We start from the raw sequence: 16,247 nt of genomic DNA, 5'->3' as shown, positions 1-16,247 counted from the left end.
CGAAACCCCCAAAGGCCCATCAAACTACTGCTGACCAGCTGAAATGCGACTTTGCCGAGACCCTGGGGTAAGAAGCCGTCTACCGTGCGCCATGCGTACTTCCTTGTGCGGATGGTGCTGGCGCAGGCGGTCGCGGATGGCCGGCTGCCGAGCAACCCCGCCGACTACGTGAAGCTGCCGAGCGAAAGCACCGCAGGCCACGTGCCGGGGGTGGTCGATGACCCGGCGCAGTTCCTCACCGCCGCTCAGGTGGTGGCGCTTGTCGCGGCAACGCCTTGGCCGTACAACAGCTTTGTTCATGTGGCTGCATGGACGGGGTTGCGCGCGGCAGAGCTGGCGGGGCTACAGGTCGGGGATGTGCTGCTGCCGGAACCGTCGATCAACCCCAACGCGCCGATGAAGACGGGCGGCCTGAGGGTGGAACGGACGGCCCGGGTTGTTGGCGCGGCGATAACGTACCTTGCCCCGAAGACAAAGGGGAGCCGACGTAAGGTGCCGCTCACGGCGACGACGACGGAACTGCTGCGCGGCTACCTTGCCGAGCACCCGCGCGCCGATGATCCGGCCGCGCCGCTGTGGCCCGCTATATCGCTGACCCGGCCCCGGCCCACCGGTGTAGCCGCCTCGCCCGCAGATGGCGGAGCGGCCACAGGAGACGGCAGCGCCGCCACGCCTACCGCGAAAGCGAAAGCCCGCCGACAAGCCGACACCCTCGCCACGCTATCGGTGGCCGACGCTGAGGCGCGGTTGGTGCTCGACTGGACGGCTCCGCTGCGGCACCCGACGTTCTACAAGGCCGTGTACCGGCCCGCCGTCCTGCGGGCGAACCGGCTGACGCCGAGCGCGGCACTATCGCCGGAACTGAGGTTCCACTCGCTTCGCCACACGTACGCGAGCTTGTGCGTCGCGGCGGGGAGACCGCCGCTGGAGATCAGCCGGTTCATGGGCCACGCGAAGGTCACCACGACGACGGACATTTATGCACACCTGTTCGACACCGACGACCACGCCGACGCGATGGCGGCGCTTGAGGCCATGGGGAAGCCTGCCCCGGTGTACGGCGGGAATGTGATTCCGCTGCACGGGTAGCTGGCTACGGGGCACCGCGACCGCGGAAAGCAGTTCCTGCCCGTTCGAGTAGGCCGCGCACGCGCGTGATGCCATACCCGGTCTCGTCGGATATCTGGCGGATGCTTTCGCCCGCCTCGTATCGGATGCGTAGCTCTTTGCCGACCCGATCGGCGGTCGCCGGGTCTAGGCGCACATGCTTTGTGACGCGCGGAACCTCAATCGCGCCACCGCTGTAGCCCTTGTGCACTCGCCCTCGCGGCGTTATGTCTTCGTCTGCCTCATCACCCCACACGGTCCAGCCGGGTTGCGGGTGGCGGGCGAACAACTCAAGGTACGGACCGGGCGAGCACGCCTCAATGAATGAATACTGCTCGTCCGGTTTGCGCGAGTGCTCCCGCTTCCTGGTCTCGATCATGTTGACCTGGCTTCGGGCGTGTGGAAGCGTCCGCATGCTTCCACGGACGCCGAACAGGATGATTTCCGTAACGTTGCGGAAGTAGAAGCCGACGCCCCGGCCATCGGGTCCACCATCCTTCCGCCGCTTCGCCCAGATCACGTTTGACACGTAGCGGTAGCCCCATGCCTCCATCACTCGGAGTCCGTCGGGGAGAAGCGCGTTCGGAACCCATAAGTACAGGTGGGAGTCACGCGCAACCGCCCTTGAGACCGGGATGTCGCAGATTGCATCCAGGTCAAGGGTTGAGTAGCGGTCAAGTCGCCGGTGCTCTGGCGCGACCTTTCCGGTTCTGTTGGTGAATCGCCAAGGCGGGTCTGCTAGAACCGTCTTCCACCCACCTTGCGTGACAGGAAGCGGCGGCGGCTCGGCCGCGTCCCTCAGCGGTGCGGCACGTAGTCCCGATACCTCGCCAAGAGAGTCAGTGATTGTCACGCTGCCTCCCGAAAGTGAACAAAGTAGATCTTCATCGAACAGAGTAGATCTTTCATGATGATCGTACGGCAGCGGGTCCATACTTTGTTGGACGCAGGTTGCTTAGAGGCGTGTTCCACTCAGTCGGACTCGTCTTTGATCTTGACTTCAGCTAGCGGCGGCATAAGCGCCCGTGCCTTTGCCTTCATCTCGTCGTGCACGACCTTCGCGTCCGCCCAGCTGTCAAAGCCTCGGTTCCGCCAGTCGGCCTTGAAGTCTGCAGCATCATCGAGGTGCTTCCTGACTTGATAGGCGAGGTCGATGTCCATGATCCGTGGAGGCTCGATCCCAATGAGGATCATGGGGCACTCGCCGCCACCGCCGAGGTTGACCTTCGGGATCAGCTTGTCCCAATGGGTCGACGAAACGCCGTATTTGTTGCCGCCGTCCTTACTCTGGATCGTCGCGCCAATGAGCGCCTGTAGCTCGGGTCCACGGGTCACGATCACGCCGATGGCGATAGCGCCTTCACGGTGTAACGCTTGGAAATTGATGAGGTCTCGGTCGTAGAACGGGTCCTTGTTATTCCATTCCATCTCGACTGCGATGCCGGGCAGTGGTTCTGCGAGCGTGCCCTTGCCGAACATGTCGATCTCGTGGCTGTGGGTCCGGCTGGATCGCATAGTGGTCCCGTCCAGCTGGACGTTCTTCACGATGGTGACGTTCTGCTTCCCCCAAATCCTCTGACCGTCATGCTTCATGGCCGCCAACGAGTCATCGAAGCGCTTCACGAAGACGGTGCGGCCACCGCCACCAGTCCGAAGCTCCAGAAGGGTCGGACGAAACTGATCGAGCGCGGTGACGAGGTCGGCGAACCGATCGCCGAATGACTCCTTGAGGATGACGTCGGCGTAACGAGTGGCACCGTAGACGTAGCCCGCCGGCCATCCATCAGTTGTGACTTCGCGTACCTCACCGGCAACCTCGACAGCGTCGTTGTCGCTGGGCACCTCCGTGCTGTCGCCGGTCTCAGACGGGCTGGTCGAATCCACGCTGGGAAGCTACCAGCTGCGTTCGTGCAAGGGACCGCTAAGGGACCGTCGACTTGGCCGGGCGGGTCGCTCGGGGCATATGCCCTGGTCAGGCGTGGAGCCGATGACGGGAATCGAACCCGCGTATTCAGCTTGGGAAGCTGATGTTCTGCCATTGAACTACATCGGCGATGCCATCGAAGGCTAACACCCGCCGGTCAACCGATACGCTCGTCGGGTGCTGCTCTCCGATCGCGACCTGCGGGCGGCGATCGATACCGGCCGGCTGAGCATCGACCCGTTCGACGAGACGCTGATCCAGCCGTCCAGCATCGACGTCCGCCTCGACCGGCTGTTCCGGGTGTTCAACAACACCCGCTACACCCACATCGACCCCGCGCGGCAGCAAGACGAGCTGACCAGTCTGGTGGAGCCGCTCGACGGTGAGCCGTTCGTGCTGCACCCCGGCGAGTTCGTGCTGGGCTCCACCCTGGAGCGCTGCACCCTGCCCGACGATCTGGCCGGCCGGCTGGAGGGTAAGTCGAGCCTGGGGCGGCTGGGTCTGCTGACGCATTCGACGGCCGGCTTCATCGACCCGGGGTTCTCCGGGCACATCACCTTGGAGCTGTCCAACGTGGCCAACCTGCCGATCACCCTGTGGCCGGGGATGAAGATCGGTCAGCTCTGCCTGCTGCGGCTGACCAGCCCGGCCGAGCACCCGTACGGCAGCGCGCGGGCGGGCTCGAAGTACCAGGACCAGCGGGGCCCGACGCCGTCCCGCTCATATCAGAACTTCATCAAATCCGGCTAGCCTGTCTGGTTGGCGTCGCGGCAGGGGGCCGCGACGACCGGCAGGTAGTCGTGGGAGTCGTGTGGATATCGTTCTCGGCGTCTCGATGGCGCCCTCGGCGGTCCGGATGGTGCTGGTCCACGGTGAGGACGCCGACGGGGCCATCGTGGACCACGACGACATCCCGGTGAACGGGGCCGGCGGCGGTGCACCGGACCGGGTGGTCGGGGCGATCCTGGGGACCCGCGAGGGCGCCAGTGCGGGCGGCTATCGGCTCAGCTCGACCGGGGTGACCTGGACCGATCAGGACCAGGCGGCCAGGCTGCGCGACGCGCTCGCCGCCCACAAGGTCGAGAAGGTGATGTTGATCTCGGCGTTCCTGGCCGCGGCGGCGCTGACGCAGCAGGTCGGCAGCCACACCCGGCAGAACCGGACCGCGTTGCTGTTCATCGAGCCGGAGACCGCCACCCTGGCGGTGGTCAACTCCGCCGACGGGGCGATCACCGAGGTGCACCGGCACGACCTGCCTGCCGACGACGACCACGCGGTGGCCGACCTGATCGAGATGGTCACCGGTGCCGACCGACTGGCGTCGCACCCGGACGGGCTGTTCGTGGTCGGCTCGGGCGTCGACGTCGCCATGATCAAGCCGGAACTGGACCGGGTCAGTCCGCTTCCGGTCAGCGTCCCCGAGGAACCGGAGATGGCACTGGCCAGGGGGGCGGCGCTGGCCAGTGCGCACGCCCCGCTGTTCTCCTGCTCGACTCAGGCGCTGGCTTGGGCCCAGGACCCGGGGACCGGGTCACTCGACTCGGCCCTGATCGGCCCGGCCTACGCCTACGTGCCGGCCGCTGCGGCGGACTACAACGCCACCGAAGACCACGACGCGCTGGCCTACAGCGCCGCGCCGGACGGCCCGGAGAGCGAGTATCTGCCGGCCCTGGCACCGGGCCCGGCCGTCGACGCCGATCCGCAGCCGGTCGACTCCCGACACCTCGACTTCGGCCCGGCTGCGGACCAGGACGGCCGCAAACCGTTCCTGGTGACCGGCAGCGCGCTGGCGGCGCTGTTCGTCGTCGGGGTGGCGGCACTGTCGATCGCGCTGGCGGTGAGCATCCGCCCGAAGGACGAAGCCAAGCCCACCGTGGCCGGAAACATCGTCACCAACGTGCATCACCTTCCGGCCGCCAAGCCACCCGCCCCCAAGCCACCCCCGGCTCCGGTGCCGCAGGCCGCTCCGCCGCCCACGGCCGCCCCGGCCGCATCACCACCCCCGGCCGCATCACCACCCCCGGCCGCACCACCACCCCCGGCGCCCGCACCACCCCCGCCCGCACCACCACCCCCGGCGCCCGCACCACCCCCGCCGCCGGCGCTGCCTCCGCCTCCACCCGCGCCGATCATCCCGCCGCTCCTCCCGCAGCTGCCGATACCCGGCCTGCCGGGCGGCCCGCCGGGCGATGCCGGCTGGGGTCACGGTGCCGGCGGCTGGGGCCACGGCCCCGGCGGCTGGGGCCCGGGCCCGGGCGGTTGGGGTGGCGCTGACGGCGGTTGGGGCCCCGGCGGCCCCGGGATTAAGATTCCGCTCCCGATCCCGGGCGTTCACGCGCGGATAGGGTTTTGACCGACAAAGAGCTAAGATTAGCTAACGCCCTTTTCCGCCTTCAGTGCGACGAGGAGGTGCGGTGGACATCGTTCTCGGGGTGTCTATGACACCCGCGTCGGTGCGGATGCTGCTGGTAGAGGGTGAGAACGCCGACGGCGTCACGGTCGAGCAGGATGATTTCGACGTCGCTGTCGACGACGGGGAGAGCGTGCCCGACCGGGTGGTGTCGGCCGTGCTGGGCACCCGCGAGGGCGCGGCGGAGGCCGGGTATCGGCTCACCTCGACCGGGGTGGCGGTCGATGACCAGGCGCAGGGCCGTCGGCTTCACCAGGCGCTGGCCGCGCAGAAGGTCGACAACGTCACGTTGGTGTCGGTATTTCTGTCTGCGGCGGCCCTGACCCAGACGGTCGGCGGTGCGCTGGGCTACCAGAACACGGCGCTGCTGCTCGTCGAACCCGACAGCGCGACGTTGGCGGTGGTCGACTCCGACGACGGGTCCATCACCGAGGTGCAGCGCACGGAGTTGCCGGTCGACGACGACGCGGCGATCGCCGAACTGGGCTCGATCACCGCCCGGGCGGGTGGACTGGCGTCCGCACCGGACGGGCTGTTCCTGGTCGGCTCGGGGGTGAACGTGGGGATGGTCAAGGCGGAGCTGGAGGAGGCCAGCCCACTTCCGATCAGCGTGCCCGAGGAACCTGAGATGGCGCTGGCCCGGGGGGCGGCGCTGGCCAGTGCGCACGCCCCGCTCTTCGACTCCTCGACAGCTGCGCTGGCGTGGGCTCGGGATCCCGGGACCGGCGTGGTCGACCCGGGTCTGGTCGAGCTCGGGTACCCCTTCGTGTCGGGCGCGGACCCGGACGTCACCGTCGGCGTGGGCGAGCAGGCACTGGCCTACAGCGCGGTCGACGACGAATCGGACGACTACCTGTCCGTCCTCGAACTCGATGAGGATGCCGGTGACCAAGACGATCGGCGGCTGGTCGCCGGTATCGCCGAGCCGGCCGAGTTCCCGGAGCCGGCTCCGGCACGCAGGCCGTTCCTGCTGGCCGGAACCGCGATGGCGGTGTTCTTCGTCGCCGGGGTGGCGTCGCTGGTGGTCGCGCTGGCGATCGGCATCCGGCCCACGGCGGCCACCCAGCCGCCACCCGCCCCGAACATCATCGTGCCAGCCCATCCGGTCCAGGCGCCGAAGGTACCGCCCGCCAAGCCGCCGGTGGCACCGCCCGCTGCGCCGCACCGGTCCGAGCCGCCCGTCCAGCTACCGGCCCCGCCACCGGCCGCCCCGGCTCCGGTTGTTGCACCGCCAGCCGCCCCGGCTCCGGTGCCCGCGGCCCCGGCTCCGGTGCCCGCGGCCCCGGCCGCGCCGGTCCCGATCCCGGTCCCGATACCGGTGGCCCCGCCGGTTGAGCTGCCGGCGCCTGAGGCGCCGAGGCTGACGGAGAAGCCGCCGGCAGCGCCCAACAATCCCGAGCGGCCGAAGTGGCCACCGATCTTCCACCCGCCGAGCCAGCAGCCGCCGGAGGCGCCGCCGAGTCTGCCGGGCAACGACGGCGGCGACCGGCCGCCGCTCTTCCCCGGCTTCCCCGGCTCCGGAGGAGACCGCGGCGGCTCACCCAGCTTCCCGGGGTTCCCGGGCCGCGGCGCCGGGCATGAGAGCGGGTTGTTCCCCGGCCTTCCCGGCTTCGGCAGCGGGCACGGCGGCAGCGGACACCGCGGGCCTGGGGTTGCGAACCGACGAATACCCGGGCAGCTGATCAATTAGCCTGGGTGGGTGGACTATGCGACCGCCCTGCTCGACGAGAATCGCGCATTCGGCGACCTGATTCGGTCCGGCGACCCGGCCGCCCCGGTCCCGACCTGTCCGGAATGGAACCTCAACCAACTGTTCCGGCACGTCGGGCGCGGGCACCGATGGTCCGCCCAGATCGTCGCCGACCGGGCCGACCACCCGCTGGACCCGCGCACCGTCGAGGGCGGTAAGCCCCCCGACGACCCCGACGCGGCGATCGGTTGGTTGCACGACGGAGCACAGCGGGTGCTCGACGCCGTCACGCAGGGCGGTCCGGACACCCCGGTCTGGACCTTCATCGGGACACGGCCGGCGAGCTGGTGGGTCCGGCGCAGGCTGGCCGAGGTGGTGGTGCATCGGGCGGACGCGGCGCTGGCGGTGGGCAGCGACTTCCGGGTCGCCCCCGAGCTGGCCGCCGACACGATCAGCGAGTGGCTGGACCTGGTCGTCCCGCGGATCCGGGCGGAGGGCACCGGGTCGCCGCTGGACGACGGTGCGGCGATCCACCTGCACGCCACCGACCCGGACCTGGGTGCGGTCGGGGAGTGGACGGTGCGAGCCGACCGGGACGGCCTCAGTTGGTCGCACGAGCACGGCAAGGGGGCCGTCGCGCTGCGCGGCGGCGCCGTCGACCTGCTGCTGGCGATCATGCGCCGCGTCCCGGTCGCCGACACCGATGTCGCGGTCTTCGGCGACGCCGCCGTCTGGCAGCACTGGCTGGACCAGACCGCGTTCTGACCGGCGCGGACAGGGTAGTTTGCAGACCATGACCACATCGGAGATCGCCACCGTCCTGGCCTGGCACGACGCGCTGACCACACCCGACCTGGACACCCTGGTGACGCTCTCCAGCGACGACATCGAGGTCGGCGACGCCCACGGCGCCGGCCAGGGGGTGGCCGAGCTGCGCCGGTGGGCGGCCGGGGCGAACGTCAACGCCGGGGTGGGCCGGATCTACGTGCACGGCGGGGTGGTGGTGGTCGAGCTGACCTCCGCCGACGCCGACGCCGACGCCGACGCCGGCGCCGACGGCCCGACCGCCGCCGCGTTCCGGGTGGTCGACGACCACGTCACCTCGGTCTTCCACCACGCCGACCTGGCTTCCGCCTTGGCCGCCACCGACCTCACCGAGACCGATCGCGTCGACTGACCCGTTAGGCTTCACCAAATGCGCGGCATCATCCTGGCCGGCGGTTCGGGCACCCGCCTGTACCCGATCACCATGGGGGTCAGCAAACAGCTGCTGCCGGTCTACGACAAGCCGCTGATCTACTACCCGCTGTCCACCCTGATGATGGCCGGTATCCGGGCCATCCAGGTGATCACCACCGCCGACGACGCGCCCGGGTTCCGTCGGCTGCTCGGCGACGGGGCCGATTTCGGAGTCGACATCAGCTACGCGATCCAGGACCAGCCCGACGGCCTGGCCCGGGCGTTCGTGATCGGCGCCGACCACATCGGCACCGATTCGGTGGCGCTGGTGCTGGGCGACAACATCTTCCACGGCCCCGGTCTGGGCACCAGCCTGGGGCGCTTCCAATCGGTTAGCGGCGCATCGGTATTCGCCTACTGGGTGGCGAATCCGTCGGCGTACGGGGTGGTGGAGTTCGACGGCGACGGCAAGCCGGTCGCGGTGGTGGAGAAACCGGCCGCGCCCAAATCGCAGTACGCCATCCCCGGGCTGTACTTCTACGACAACGACGTGGTCGAGATCGCCCGCGGGCTGCGGCCGTCGGCGCGCGGCGAGTACGAGATCACCGAGATCAACCAGGCCTACCTCGACCAGGGCCGGCTGGCCGTCGAGGTGCTGGCCCGCGGCACCGCGTGGCTGGACACCGGCACGTTCGATTCGCTGCTGGACGCCAGCGACTACGTCCGCACGGTCGAACGCCGGCAGGGCCTGAAGATCAGCATCCCCGAGGAGGTGGCCTGGCGGATGGGCTTCATCGACGACGAGCAGCTGGCCCGCCGCGCCGAGACCCTGCTCAAGTCCGGCTACGGCGGGTATCTGCAGGAGCTGCTGGAGAGGCGGTAGCGGCGGTTGCGGCGGTTGCGGCGGTTGCGCGAGATCAGCGGCGCAGCGCGGGCGCCGTCAACCCTTCGGCTGCTGCGGCGGCGGTGAGCGCGTCGTCGTAGGCGAGGAAGTCGATGCCCTCCGGTACCGCGTCGGCTGCGGCCAAGGCACTCGCCAACTGCATCGCGTCGTAGGCCCGCAGGCAGTGCACGCCGACGAGGCGCGCGGCAGCATCGGCGACGGCGGCGGTGACCGCGATGACCGAGAACCGCGGCGGATGGCCGATGTCGCCGAAGTAGTCGGCTTCGAAGTCGGCAACGAGGACCGCGGCATGGGTCGCCGCGAGCTCACCCATCCGATGCTTCCGCCACCGGGCCGCCGGCATCTCGACTCGGGCCATCTGGCTGACCACCAGGTGCGACAGCCCCCTGACGTCGGCGGAGTCTTGCTCGTCGGCGTAGAGCTTGACCAGTGCGGAAGAGTCGGCAAAGATGCCGACGCTCACCCTCTATCGCCTACGACCAGCCGCGACAACGGCGTGCCCTGACCGGCCGACTTCCGCGCGCGGGCCACCGCGTCGCCGTCCGGCCGGCCGCGCCGATCGCCTCCTTCGGCCAGCGCCAGGCGCTCACGAAGCCGGTCGGCATCGTCTCCGGCGAGGGCAGGGTCCGTCCCGGCTTGCGCCAATCGGGTGAGATATTCGTTGACGCTCCAGCTACATCGCGACGCCACCTGGCGCACCCGCTCGACAATCTCGTCGGGCGCACGTCAGGTGACCTGAGTCAGGCATGCATTTTAGCCTTCAACCGCTGTGCTGGCAGAGGATCGCCTCCACCGCACGCTGCATCGACTTTTCGGTGTCTTTCCGGGCGTCGCCCATGCCGACGAACATGTCGACGGTCATCGGGCCGAGGATGTGGGTGAGCGCGTGGCCGTCCGGTCCGAATGCGCCGACGATCTCCAGCAGCACCACTCCGTGGATCATGCTCCAGATGCGGTAGGCCAGCTCCACCACATCGTCGGCGCGGATCCGGCCGGTGGCGACGATCCGCTGCACCACGGTCACCAGTTGGCCGAACGTCGCCGACTCCACCGGCGGCTCGGTGCTCGGCGGGCTGACCAGTTGCGGCGAGGCCAGACCGAACATCAGCCGGTACCGCTGCGGGCTCTCCAGCGCGAACCCCCGGTAGGCGTACCCCATCACGAAGAAGTCGGCCACCGGGTCGTCGGTCGTCGGAGCCGAGGCGAGTGCGGCGCCGAACCGTTGGAACGCCGCCTCCACGATCGCCTCGACCAGGCCGGTCATCCCGCCGAAGTGGGTGTAGACGGCCATCGTCGAGGCGCCGATCTCGGCGGCCACCTTGCGGGCCTGCAGCCCCTCCGGGCCGTCGCGTTCCAGCAGCCGGGTTCCCGCTTCGACCAGGCGCTCCCGCGGACTCAAACCCACCCTTGCCATCCTGCCATAACGATGTTATATATGACTGCATAACACCGTTATGAACGGGAGGCGCTCCGATGACCAATCCATACCTAGAGGGCGGCTTCGCCCCGATCCAGCGGGAATACACCCTCACCGACCTGGCCGTGACCGGAACCATCCCCGACCACCTCGACGGGCGCTACCTGCGTAACGGCCCCAACCCGGTCGGCGAGATCGACCCGGCCGTCTACCACTGGTTCTCCGGCGACGGCATGGTACACGGGGTGCGGATCCGCGGCGGCAAGGCCGAGTGGTACCGCAACCGCTACGTCCGCGGTCCGCAGACCGCGAAAGCGCTCGGCGAACAACCTCCGTGCGACCGCCACGTGGGGCCGGTGGGAACCGGCGCCAACACCAACGTGATCGGACACGCCGGGCGCACCCTCGCCTTGATCGAGGCCGGCATCGCCTGCTACGAGCTGACCGAGGAACTCGACACCGTCGGCGTCTGCGACTTCGACGGCACCCTGCCCGGCGGCTACACCGCGCACCCCAAGCGCGATCCGGACACCGGCGAGCTGCACGCGGTCTCGTACGCGTTCAACCGCGGCAACACGGTGCAGTACTCGGTGATCGGCACCGACGGGCGGGCCCGGCGCACGGTGGACGTCGAGGTCACCGGATCGCCGATGATGCACGACTTCTCGCTCACCGAGAAGCACGTGATTTTCTACGACCTGCCGGTGACGTTCGACGCCCGCCAGATCGCCGAGGCATACGTACCGCGGGGGCTACGCCTTCCGGCGCGGCTGATCGTGTCCGCGCTGATCGGACGGGTGCGGATCCCCGACCCGATCACCGCTCGGCTGGCAACACCGAAGGGCCGCGCTCGCCGCATGCCCTACCGGTGGAACCCGAAGTACCCGGCGCGGGTCGGGGTGATGCCCCGCGACGGCGGCAACTCGGACGTGCGGTGGTTCGACGTGGAGCCGTGCTACGTCTTCCACCCGATGAACGCCTACGACGACGGCGACACCGTGGTGCTCGACGTGGTGCGCCACCCCAAGATGTTCGACACCGACCTGCACGGTCCGGCCGAGGGTCCGCCGACGCTGGACCGCTGGACCGTCGACCTGGCCGGCGGCAAGGTCCGAGAGTCCCGGTTCGACGACCGCAGCCAGGAGTTCCCCCGGGTCGACGAACGCCTGCTCGGCAAGCCGCACCGGTTCGGCTACTCGGTCGGGGTCCGCGACGTGTCGTCGGATTCGACGTTGCTCAAGCACGACCTGGCCCAGGGAACGACCGCGACCCGCTCGTTCGGCGCCGGAAACGGGCTGGGCGAGTTCGTCTTCGAGCCGTCGGCGCCGGATGCCGCCGAGGACGACGGCGTGCTGATGGGCTTCGTCTACGACCAGACGACCGACCGCAGCCGGCTGGCCATCCTGGACGCGCAGAGCCTCGACGACATCGCGAGCATCCAACTGCCGCACCGCGTTCCGACCGGTTTCCACGGCAACTGGGTGCCGACCGGGCAGTGAGGCGGCGAGCCGGCGGGGGGCGGAGCTAGGCCCGGTAGCTGACCAGGAAGTTGCCCAGCCGCTCGATCGCGTGGGCCAGATCGCGCGCCCACGGCAGCGTCACGATCCGCAGGTGATCCGGGGCCGGCCAGTTGAAGCCGGTGCCCTGGGTGACCAGGATCTTCTCCTGCAGCAACAGCTCGAGCACCAGCTGCTCGTCGTCCTCGATCGGGTAGACCTCCGGGTCGAGCCGCGGGAACGCGTACAGCGCGCCCTCCGGCTTGACGCAGGACACCCCGGGGATCTCGTTGAGCTTGGTCCAGGCGACGTCGCGCTGCTCGAGCAGCCGACCGCCGGGTAGCACCAGGTCGTCGATGCTCTGGTGGCCGCCCAGGGCGACCTGGATGGCGTGCTGGGCCGGCACGTTCGGGCAGAGCCGCATGCTGGCCATCAGGTTGATGCCCTCCAGGAAGCTGCTCGCGTGCTCCTTGGGGCCGGTGATCGCCAGCCAGCCGGCCCGGTATCCGGCCACCCGGTACGCCTTGGAGAGCCCGTTGAAGGTCAGGCAGAGCAGGTCCGGGGCGACCGACGCCAGGTTGGTGTGCTCTGCGTCGTCGTAGAGGATCTTGTCGTAGATCTCGTCGGCCAGCAGCAGCAGCTGATGCTTGCGGGCCAGCTCGGCGATCTGGGTGAGCACCTCCCGGCCGTAGACGGCGCCGGTGGGGTTGTTCGGGTTGATAACCACCAGCGCCTTGGTGCGCTCGGTGATCTTCGCCTCCAGATCGGCGATGTCGGGCTGCCAGTCCTGGGTCTCGTCGCAGAGATAGTGCACCGGCGTACCCCCGGCCAGCGAGGTCGACGCCGTCCAGAGCGGATAGTCCGGCGCCGGGATCAGCACCTGGTCGCCGTTGTCCAGCAGCGCCTGCAGCACCAGGGTGATCAGCTCGGAGACCCCGTTGCCCAGGTAGACGTCGTCGACGTCGAACCGAGGGAAACCCTCGACCAGCTCGTAGCGGGTGACCACCGCCCGGCGCGCCGACAAGATGCCCTGTGAGTCGGAGTAGCCCTGCGCATACGGCAGCGCCTGGATCATGTCCCGCATGATCACGTCCGGCGCCTCGAAGCCGAACGGCGCCGGGTTGCCGATGTTCAGCTTGAGGATGCGGTGCCCCTCGGCCTCCATCCGGGCCGCGTGGGCGTGCACCGGGCCGCGGATCTCATAGCAGACGTCCTGCAGCTTGGTGGACTGCGCGAACGTGCGTTGCCGCTGCTGGACGCCGGTGGCGTGCCAGGGCAGCTGATGGGCGGTCACCTCAACAATGGTGCCAGACGTGTCCAGCAGAATTTTGCTGAGCCCGAGACCGTGACCGCTCCGACACCGTTCAGTGTTTGCCGGGCGGGCGTGCTCCCTTGGCGATACCCAAGCCCTTGGCCGGCGGCTGCGGCGCCGGTCTGGCCTCCTCGGCGCCAGCCGGTTCGGCCGCGGTGGCCGGCGGTTCCGCCGGAGCCGCCGGCTGGGCGGCGGCGGGTTTCTTGGCGCCGGGACGCTTGGCGCCGGCCGCGATGCCCAACCCCTTGGCGGGGGCAGCGGGCGGGGCTGCGGGCGCGGCCGGTGCCGACGCCTGCGCGGCCGGCTTCTTCGCCCCGGGCCGCTTGGCGCCGGCGGCCATGCCCAGGCCGGTGACCGGCTTTGCTTCCTCGCGCGCGGGGGCCGGTGCGGCCACGGCGACCGTGGGTGCGGTGGCCACCGGAGCCGATGGTTTGGCCGGTGCCACCGGTGCCACCGGTGCCGCGGCGGCGGCCTGCTCGGCTGCGGTGCCCTTGGCCGGCAGCGTCACCGAGCTGCGGTCCACCGACTGCAGCAGCAGCTGGGCGATGTCGCGCACCGCGACGCCGGTACGCCCGGCGGCCTCCTGCCGGTCGTCGACGCCGTCGGTGATCATCACCCGGCAGAACGGGCACGCGGTGGCGATGGTGGTGGCCCCGGTGGCCAGCGCCTCATCGACGCGTTCGTGGTTGACCCGCTTGCCGATGTGTTCTTCCATCCACATCCGGGCGCCGCCGGCTCCGCAGCAGAACGACCGGTCACGGCTGCGCGGCATCTCGACCAGGTTCGCGCCGGCCGCGGCGACCATCTCGCGCGGCGGCTCGTAGATCTTGTTGTGCCGGCCCAGGAAGCACGGGTCGTGGTAGGTGATGTCTTGGGACACCCGCGTCACCGGCACCAGCTTCTTGTCCCGGACCAGCCGGTTGAGCACCTGACTGTGGTGCAGCACGGTGTATTCGCTGCCCAGCTGCGGGTACTCCCGACTGATCGTGTTGAAGCAGTGCGGGCAGGGGGCGATGATCTTCCGGTCGATCTTCTCCATGCCGTCGAACAGCTCGTCCAGCGTCTCGACGTTCTGCGAGGCCAGCTGCTGGAACAGGAATTCGTTGCCGGACCGTCGGGCCGGGTCGCCGGTGCAGGTCTCGCCGGTGCCCAGCACCAGGAACTTCACTCCGGCGATGGCCAGCAGTTCGGCGACGGCCTTGGTGGTCTTCTTGGCGCGGTCCTCGAAGGCGCCGGCGCAACCGACCCAGAACAGGTACTCGAACCCGGCGAAGCTCTTCACGTCCTGGCCGTAGACCGGAACGTCGAAGTCGACTTCGTCGATCCAGCTGGTCCGCCCCTTGGCGCTCTCGCCCCACGGGTTGCCCTTGGTCTCCAGGTTCTTGAACAGCCCGCTCAGCTCGGACGGGAACTCCGACTCAACCAGCACCTGGTAGCGGCGCATATCCAGGATGTGGTCGACGTGCTCGATGTCCACCGGGCACTGCTCCACGCAGGCGCCGCAGTTGGTGCACGACCACAGCACGTCGGGGTCGATCACCCCGCCCTGCTCTGCCGTGCCGACCAGCGGCCGGGCCGCCTGCTCGGGACCGTGGCCGCCGACCCGCGGGAAGCCCTGCTCGGGCACATGGTGTCCCGGCGCGTGCGGCGCGTTGCTCAGGTCGACCTCGCCGGTCGGCGCCTCCTGCTGGCCCAGCAGATAGGGCGCCTTGGCCATCCAGTGGTCGCGCAGATCCATGATCAGCAGTTTCGGTGATAGCGGCTTGCCGGTGTTCCAGGCCGGGCACTGCGACTGGCAGCGGCCGCACTCGGTGCAGGTGGCGAAGTCGAGCATGCCCTTCCAGGTGAAGTCCTCGATCTTGCCGCGCCCGAACACCGCATCCTCCGGCGGGTTCTCGAAATCGATTGGCTTGCCGTCGAATTCCATCGGCAGCAGCGGACCCAGCGCGTTGGGCAGCCGCTTGAACGTGACGCTGATCGGCGCCAGGAAGATGTGCAGGTGCTTGGAGTGCAACACGATGATCAGGAAGGCCAGCATCACACCGATGTGGGCCAGCAGCGAACCGGTCTCGATCCATTCGTTGGCGGTGCGGCTCAACCCCGACATCGCCTTGCCCATCAACTGGGACAGGAACGCCCCGTTGCCGTAGGGCAGGGTGCCGTTGTTGACGGCCGCGCCGCGCAGCGGCAGGAACGTCAGCACCACGAACCCGATCATGATCAGGATCAGCCACGCCCCGCCGTTGTGCGATCCGTAAAACCGTGACGACCGGCCGATCTCGCGGGGATTGAGCTTGGTCCGGATGATCATGAACACCACGATCGCGATGGAGACCGCGGTGATGAAGAAGTCCTGCAGGAAGCCGAGCGCGTTCCAGTGACTGATGACCGGGATGGCGAAGTTGTTCCTGAACAGCAGCCCGTATGCCTCGATGTAGACGGTGAGCAGGACGAAGAACGCCCACATGGTGAAGAAGTGCGCCAGCCCCGGGATCGTCCATTTCAACAGCCGGGTCTGGCCGAACACCTCTTTGATCTGGGTGGTGATCCGGGTGACCAGGTCTTTGGTGCGACCGCTGGCAGGCTGGCCGGCCATGATCATCCGGTACAGCCACCAGACCCGCCTGGCGGCGAAGAGTCCTACGATCGCGGTCATCGACAGGCCGACGACGACCCGGATCAGCATCTGGGTGTTCTCGGTGATCACGGAGCGTCTCTCCCATCCGTCGGTTACTCCGCAGTGAGCAGCGCTATTGCCGGGTTGTCGCTGGGCGGCGACTCAACTCCAGGGCATGCTCAATGCGTGTT

At 69.0% G+C, this 16,247-nt stretch carries 13 protein-coding genes, 1 tRNA gene and 1 pseudogene; 8 read left to right on the top strand and 7 right to left on the bottom strand.

From position 1 onward, the window contains the following. Positions 1-66: 66 nt before the first annotated feature. A pseudogene (locus AC2VNT_RS16580) lies at positions 67-1,089 on the top strand (tyrosine-type recombinase/integrase); the annotation flags it as partial. Positions 1,090-1,093: 4 nt separating this feature from the next. Here the strand turns inward: AC2VNT_RS16580 and AC2VNT_RS16575 are convergent. From AC2VNT_RS16575 to AC2VNT_RS16565, 3 genes are all read right to left on the bottom strand, one after another. After that, positions 1,094-2,041: an MT-A70 family methyltransferase gene (locus AC2VNT_RS16575; RefSeq protein ID WP_486947892.1), complete on the bottom strand. Its 948-nt coding sequence runs from the start codon at positions 2,039-2,041 to the stop codon at positions 1,094-1,096. Between the two features lie 38 nt (positions 2,042-2,079). Next, entirely contained in the window at positions 2,080-2,991 is a 912-nt protein-coding gene (locus AC2VNT_RS16570; protein WP_486947891.1) for a BglII/BstYI family type II restriction endonuclease, read from the bottom strand. A 95-nt stretch (positions 2,992-3,086) separates the two neighbouring features. After that, a tRNA-Gly gene (locus AC2VNT_RS16565) sits at positions 3,087-3,160 on the bottom strand. A 48-nt stretch (positions 3,161-3,208) separates the two neighbouring features. Here AC2VNT_RS16565 and dcd point away from each other — a divergent pair. The 6 genes from dcd (at position 3,209) to rfbA (ending at position 9,193) form a co-directional block, all read left to right on the top strand. Continuing rightward, positions 3,209-3,781, top strand: coding sequence for a dCTP deaminase (gene dcd, locus AC2VNT_RS16560; RefSeq protein WP_486947890.1), 573 nt, complete (start codon positions 3,209-3,211; stop codon positions 3,779-3,781). A gap of 61 nt (positions 3,782-3,842) precedes the next feature. Continuing rightward, positions 3,843-5,384 carry a DUF7159 family protein gene (locus AC2VNT_RS16555; protein ID WP_486947889.1) on the top strand — a complete coding sequence of 514 codons (1,542 nt, stop codon included), beginning with the start codon at positions 3,843-3,845 and terminating at the stop codon, positions 5,382-5,384. A gap of 61 nt (positions 5,385-5,445) precedes the next feature. Next, positions 5,446-7,131 carry a DUF7159 family protein gene (locus AC2VNT_RS16550; RefSeq protein WP_486947888.1) on the top strand — a complete coding sequence of 562 codons (1,686 nt, stop codon included), beginning with the start codon at positions 5,446-5,448 and terminating at the stop codon, positions 7,129-7,131. 9 nt (positions 7,132-7,140) lie between these two features. After that, positions 7,141-7,896 (top strand): maleylpyruvate isomerase family mycothiol-dependent enzyme, encoded by a 756-nt coding sequence (locus tag AC2VNT_RS16545; protein ID WP_486947887.1) that lies wholly within the window; start codon positions 7,141-7,143, stop codon positions 7,894-7,896. A gap of 28 nt (positions 7,897-7,924) precedes the next feature. After that, positions 7,925-8,308: a nuclear transport factor 2-like protein gene (locus AC2VNT_RS16540; RefSeq protein WP_486947886.1), complete on the top strand. Its 384-nt coding sequence runs from the start codon at positions 7,925-7,927 to the stop codon at positions 8,306-8,308. A gap of 18 nt (positions 8,309-8,326) precedes the next feature. Then, the gene (rfbA, locus tag AC2VNT_RS16535; protein WP_486947885.1) at positions 8,327-9,193 is read left to right on the top strand and encodes a glucose-1-phosphate thymidylyltransferase RfbA; all 867 of its coding nucleotides are present in this window, start codon (positions 8,327-8,329) and stop codon (positions 9,191-9,193) included. Between the two features lie 34 nt (positions 9,194-9,227). On the opposite strand, the gene AC2VNT_RS16530 is transcribed toward rfbA, so the two are convergent. Together AC2VNT_RS16530 and AC2VNT_RS16525 are read right to left on the bottom strand one after the other, a co-directional pair. After that, on the bottom strand, positions 9,228-9,677 hold the full coding sequence (locus AC2VNT_RS16530; protein WP_486947884.1) for a type II toxin-antitoxin system VapC family toxin: 450 nt from the start codon (positions 9,675-9,677) through the stop codon (positions 9,228-9,230). 297 nt (positions 9,678-9,974) lie between these two features. After that, a complete protein-coding gene (locus AC2VNT_RS16525; RefSeq protein ID WP_486947883.1) occupies positions 9,975-10,619 on the bottom strand; it encodes a TetR/AcrR family transcriptional regulator in 645 nt (214 codons plus the stop codon). Positions 10,620-10,687: 68 nt separating this feature from the next. On the opposite strand from AC2VNT_RS16525, the gene AC2VNT_RS16520 reads away from it, so the two are divergent. Next, on the top strand, positions 10,688-12,130 hold the full coding sequence (locus tag AC2VNT_RS16520) for a carotenoid oxygenase family protein (protein WP_486947882.1): 1,443 nt from the start codon (positions 10,688-10,690) through the stop codon (positions 12,128-12,130). A 25-nt stretch (positions 12,131-12,155) separates the two neighbouring features. On the opposite strand, the gene AC2VNT_RS16515 is transcribed toward AC2VNT_RS16520, so the two are convergent. Next, positions 12,156-13,448 (bottom strand): pyridoxal phosphate-dependent aminotransferase, encoded by a 1,293-nt coding sequence (locus AC2VNT_RS16515; RefSeq protein ID WP_486947894.1) that lies wholly within the window; start codon positions 13,446-13,448, stop codon positions 12,156-12,158. A gap of 43 nt (positions 13,449-13,491) precedes the next feature. After that, positions 13,492-16,125: a (Fe-S)-binding protein gene (locus AC2VNT_RS16510; protein WP_486947893.1), complete on the bottom strand. Its 2,634-nt coding sequence runs from the start codon at positions 16,123-16,125 to the stop codon at positions 13,492-13,494. Positions 16,126-16,247 lie beyond the last annotated feature (122 nt).

The organism is Mycobacterium sp. TH-M15 (assembly GCF_057473705.1).
This window is presented reverse-complemented; position numbering and strand designations above follow the sequence as displayed.

What these genes read in the sequence shown, in the direction of transcription:
- AC2VNT_RS16520 (WP_486947882.1), top strand. Translation starts at nt 10,688, where the DNA reads ATGACCAATCCATACCTAGAGGGCGGCTTCGCCCCGATCCAGCGGGAA.
- AC2VNT_RS16540 (WP_486947886.1), top strand. Translation starts at nt 7,925, where the DNA reads ATGACCACATCGGAGATCGCCACCGTCCTGGCCTGGCACGACGCGCTG.
- AC2VNT_RS16510 (WP_486947893.1), bottom strand. Translation starts at nt 16,125, where the DNA reads ATGCTGATCCGGGTCGTCGTCGGCCTGTCGATGACCGCGATCGTAGGA.
- AC2VNT_RS16575 (WP_486947892.1), bottom strand. Translation starts at nt 2,041, where the DNA reads ATGGACCCGCTGCCGTACGATCATCATGAAAGATCTACTCTGTTCGAT.
- rfbA (WP_486947885.1), top strand. Translation starts at nt 8,327, where the DNA reads ATGCGCGGCATCATCCTGGCCGGCGGTTCGGGCACCCGCCTGTACCCG.